General features: G+C 71.8%; 2 protein-coding genes. One reads left to right on the top strand and one right to left on the bottom strand.

Annotation, left to right across the window (positions count from 1 at the left end; translation table 11 throughout):
* Positions 1-269 precede the first annotated feature (269 nt).
* On the top strand, positions 270-4,091 hold the full coding sequence (locus HW445_RS18150) for a DNRLRE domain-containing protein (protein WP_308799409.1): 3,822 nt from the start codon (positions 270-272) through the stop codon (positions 4,089-4,091).
* 100 nt (positions 4,092-4,191) lie between these two features.
* On the opposite strand, the gene HW445_RS18145 is transcribed toward HW445_RS18150, so the two are convergent.
* The gene (locus HW445_RS18145) at positions 4,192-4,848 is read right to left on the bottom strand and encodes an SMI1/KNR4 family protein (protein WP_180222048.1); all 657 of its coding nucleotides are present in this window, start codon (positions 4,846-4,848) and stop codon (positions 4,192-4,194) included.
* Positions 4,849-4,975: the final 127 nt, after the last annotated feature.

The following is a 4,975-nucleotide window of genomic DNA, read 5'->3' as shown; positions in this document are numbered from 1 at the left end:
GCCGTCGAGGGGACCTCCGCCCGGCCACGAAGCGTGATCCTCGGGGCGGCCTGAACCGGTCGCGGCGCATCAAGCGGAGGGTGTGACTCTACTTACGTTTGCGGCCGCGCCCTTCCCGGCCCGCCCCGGCGCCCGGTCGCCGAGCCCTCGCCCCGCCGCGGCTGACCGGAAAGCGCCTACAGCCCAAATGATCTTCCTTCCTAGGGTCGTCCACCGGTGCGCATTCGCACTGGAGTTCAGGTCATGGCAAGGAAGGACAGGGCACACCCGTGTATCCCTCCGCACAACCGACCGCATCGAGACGCCCCCACCGCAGCAGACGCCTCACCCGGCTGGCCGCGGCCACCGCGCTGGTGCTGACCGCCGAAGCCGGCATCGCACTGACCGGGCAGGCCGCCGCGGCCCCCCTCGCGGACGATCCGTCCGCCTCCACCCGGCCCGTCCAGCCGTCCGCGGCGCAGATCCTCGAGGACGACCTGGCGTGGGCCGCGTCCCACGCCGAGGGATCGAAGGCGTGGGCGCTCCTGGAGGCCAGGAGGACCGGCAAGAAGGTCACCGCCACCGACGAGACCACCGCCGACTCGATCACCGTCGCCAACCCCGACGGCACGCTGACCACCGAGATGACGCCCGGACCCGAGCGGGTCTGGCGGGACGGCACGTGGCGCACCGTGGACGCCACGTGGACGAAGGCCGCCGACGGGTCGGTGAAGGCGAAGGAGCACCCCGGCGGCCTGCGCCTGGCCGGCAAGGGCGGCACCGCACCCGGGTCGCTCGCCGAGGCACGGAAGGCCACCGCGCGCGACCTGGTCACCCTCGGATCCGGCGACGAGAGCGTCACCCTCCAGTGGAAGGGCGGCCTGCCCGCACCGGAACTCGACGGCACCACCGCCCGCTACCCCGACGCGGTGCCCGGCGCCGACCTGATCGTCGAGGCCACCCGGACCGGCTTCGAGCAGTTCGTCGAGATCCGGGAACGGCCGGACGGCGCCTACTCCTACACCCTGCCGGTCAAGGCCAAGGGCCTGAAGGCGCAGGCCAACGACGACGGGTCCGTCACCTTCACCGACGCCGCGACGGGCGCCCCGCGGGCCACCATGCCCGCCCCGGTCATGTGGGACGCCTCCGTCGACGAGACGTCCGGCAAGCACGCCCGGCAGACCCGGGTCGGCATGAAGGTCGTCAACAAGGGCGAAGGCCGCGTCGACCTCGTCGTCACGCCCTCCGCGGACTTCCTGAACGACCCAAGGACCCGCTACCCGGTCACCGTCGACCCCTCCACCTCGGCCCTGGCCGCCACCTTCGACACCTACGTGCAGCAGGGCGAGACCGTCGACTGGTCCAACGACGTCGAACTCGACATGGGCAACCCCGGCACCACCAACGCCGACGGCACGCCCCGGACCGCGCGCTCCTTCATCACCTGGAACACCACACCGATCCAGGACGCGCTGATCGTCGACACCAACCTGGCGCTGTACAACTTCCACTCCGGCAACACCGACTGCTCCAGCCAGAGCTGGACCGTCTGGGACACCACCGCCTCCTCGACGTCCTCGCGGTGGACCAGCCAGCCCACCTGGAAGCAGCAGTACCACTCCTCCACGCAGACCCGGGGCAACCCCGACTGCACCGCCACCCAGCCCGACGGCTGGATCAACGCCGACGTCGACACCCTCGTCCAGTCCTGGGCGTCGGCCAAGGTGACCCGGGGCCACATGGGCCTGCGGGCGGCCACCGACGACACCAAGGCGTGGAAGCGGGTCAACTCCGGCAACGCGACCTCGAACCAGCCGAAGCTGTCCGTCACCTACAACTACCGGCCCTCGGACGGCGCCGACCGCCAGGCGGGCGCCCCCTTCAAGTCCTACGCCGGGGTGTGGGCGGTCAACACCACCACGCCCACCCTGCGGGACACCTTCACCGACGCCGACGGCGACACCGTGAACGCCACCTTCCAGGTGTACGACGCCGCCACCAACACGCCCATCACCACCCCCGCCGGTGAGGGCCTGCTGGTCTCCGAGTTCGGCGAGCAGGGCAAGCCGGTCACCGTCACCGTCCCGGCCGGCCAGCTCCAGGACGGCCGGACCTACAAGTTCCGCACCAACGCCTTCGACGGCACCCACTACAACCTGAACTGGTCCGCCTGGACGCAGTTCGTCGTCGACACCACCGCGCCCGACGAGCCGGCCCCGGTGACCTCCGCCCAGTACCCCGAGGGGAGCTACGGCGGCGGCAGCGGCCAGTCCGGCACGTGGACGGCGGCCGCGGTCGCCGACGCCAACCGGCTCCGGTACCGGGTGGACGGCGAGGACGCCGACCCGGACGCGGGTGCCCCGGGACGCGGCACCTGGCAGACGGTGAACACCACGACCACGCCGACCGGCACGTCCGGAACGTTCGCGGTGACGCCCACCACCGACGGCGCGCACCAGGTCGAGACCCAGGCCGTGGACCGCGCGGACAACGTCGGCGCCACCAACGGGTACGGGTTCATCGCCGGAGCGGCGCCGGCCACCCGCAGCCACAAGGTCGACATCACGCTGAACAAGCCCGACCCGGCCGCGGTCGACCCGGCCGACTGGAACAACCCCTACCCGGCGTTCGGCTGGGACGGCTGGGAGACCCTGACGAGCTCGGGCGCCGTCCAGCAGGACGCCCCCGCCCTCCTCTCCGGCAAGCAGCGGACCACCGAGGCCGGCGACGCCACCATCACCGTCACACCGCTGAAGCAGCGCACCGCCAGGGCGGCGGAGGCGATCAAGGCGCAGAAGGCCCGCGAGCGTCAGGGCGCCGACCGGACGGGCGCGCGGGACGCGTCCCCGACGGCCGCCGCCGGATACACCGGCCCCCTCCTCGACAGCTCCTGGTGCGACACCACCCTCACCGCCCAGAAGTCCTTCGTCCGCCGCAGCGAGGCGTGCCTGCTGTTCTCCTGGAACGTCAAGGGCAACAACGGCAAGAAGGACTACTACCAGGACTTCGAGCTGATGTGGCAGTTCAAGCTCGACCCGAAGGGCAACACGATCAAGCACTGGCTCCAGATGACGCCGCTGCCCAGCGGGATCACGGACCAGTGGCCGGCGTCGCCCAAGGCCCTGGCGTTCAGCATCCTGGCCACCTGCGGCAACGGTGGCTGCGCCGACAACGACACGGGCTTCGACTGGGAGACCGACCGCAGCCCCACCTGGACGTCCGGCGCGGACACCCACATCGCCCAGGGCAACGCCGAGACGAACTGGGACGGCAGCGTGGCCAACGCCTCCGGCGCCAAGGACAAGGACCTCTCCCGGGACATCCCGCAGATCATCCAGGGCATCCTCAGCACCGACACCCCGAACATGGTGGTGACGGACAACCACGGCACCTCCCCGGCGGCCATCCCCGCGCGCTGCGACACGGTGTACGGGTCCGGGGGCTGCGTCATCAAGGAGTACAGCCCGGGCTACTCCATGAACGCGAAGAAGTTCCCCTCGGCCGCGGCGCACGCCTGGCTGATCCAGAACCGCCTGGCCCCCGAGTTCTTCGGGCAGACGCCGGTGACCCCGCTTCAGTACATGCCGAACAAGACCCGGAACGCGGCGGGCGCCAACAAGGCCGGGCGCAGCGAGAACGCGAACCGGTACCGGGTCTGCTACGGCGCGGCGGCGAACCGGATGGTGTACCGCGCCGACACGGCGCTCCACCCGGAGCTCTCGAGCTCGAGCAAGGACCGCCGCTCCTGCGACGAGTACTCCTTCAACGCGACGTACCAGTCGGCCGGCATGCCCACGGCCGAGGGCGGCAAGAACCCCAAGCCCGTCTCGGACGCGGCGCAGGGACGGGAGTGCGTCCAGACCTACGAGAAGAAGCTGGCCGACGGAACCTACCGGCTGTACGACGACGAGCGGTACGCGGCTCCGACCTGGGACGAGACCTGCGGCCGGTCCTCGATGTCGCTGAACGTCAACTCCCAGTCCATGGCCCGCTTCGGGTCGTTCGCGTCGACCTTCCGGCTGCTCGACACGGACACCTACTGGGTGGACATCGACGGGTTCCAGGACTGTGACGCCACGGCCGACGTGATCACGTGCGCCCAGCGCCCGTGACGTCCTGAAGCGACGTCCTGACCCTTCGACCGGACCAGGAGAACCGAACCGGCCCCCGGACCCGCACGGGTCCGGGGGCCGGTGCGTCGGGGGCCGGCGGTCAGCGCGTCACGGGCCGCCAGCCGTCCTGCTCGTACATCGGGTCGGGGTCGAACCAGGTCAGGCCGTCACCGGAGGGGGACAGGTAGGGACGCATCCCGAGGAAGCGGTCGGGGCGCCCCTCGGCCAGGGCGGCGACGCCCTCCTCCAGCCAGTCGGCGAGGTCCGCCCCCACCGGCGCCGGCTCCTGGGCGTCCGCCCAGGTGCCCAGCGCTCCCGTCGCCGGGTCGAGGTACAGGCCCTCCATCATCGTGTACCTCGCGCTCGCGGTGACGGGCAGGCAGGGCACGGGATCCAGGCCGGTGGCATCCGCCAGCGGTCCGCCGTGCGCGTCGATCAGGTGGTCCAGCGGAAGCCACGCCTGGCCGTTGGGCATGAAGTCCACGGCGTTCGCCTTCCGGTGCCAGGGATCGCCCTCGCCGTCCGGGGAGAACGGCTGCTCGCCGAACTCCTCCAGGTCGGCGCCCCGCACGCCGTCGTGGATCAGGTAGAGCGCCCGGAGTTCCGGCGGCATCACGACCCCCGTGGCCCGCTCGGCCCGCTCCAGCTGCTCAGGCGTCGCCGGGTCGCGCAGGAGGCCGTACGAGAGGGGCGCGTGCCTGCTCAGCCACTCCTCGTAGCGCCGCCACGCGGTCTCCACCCGTGCCTGCCGGTCCATGCGTGCTCTCCTTCCCCGCCTCGCGCGGGCGGTGTGGTGGTCCGAAACCGGTGCCGGCGAGCCGGACGGCGCCGGTCACCCGGCCTCCCCCCGCGCGCGGGGCTCCGCGGCGGAACACAGGGAGTCG

It is taken from the genome of Streptomyces sp. UH6 (genome assembly GCF_013421635.1).
GTDB lineage: Bacteria > Actinomycetota > Actinomycetes > Streptomycetales > Streptomycetaceae > Streptomyces > Streptomyces abyssomicinicus.
This window is presented reverse-complemented; position numbering and strand designations above follow the sequence as displayed.

What these genes read in the sequence shown, in the direction of transcription:
- HW445_RS18145 (WP_180222048.1), bottom strand. Translation starts at nt 4,848, where the DNA reads ATGGACCGGCAGGCACGGGTGGAGACCGCGTGGCGGCGCTACGAGGAG.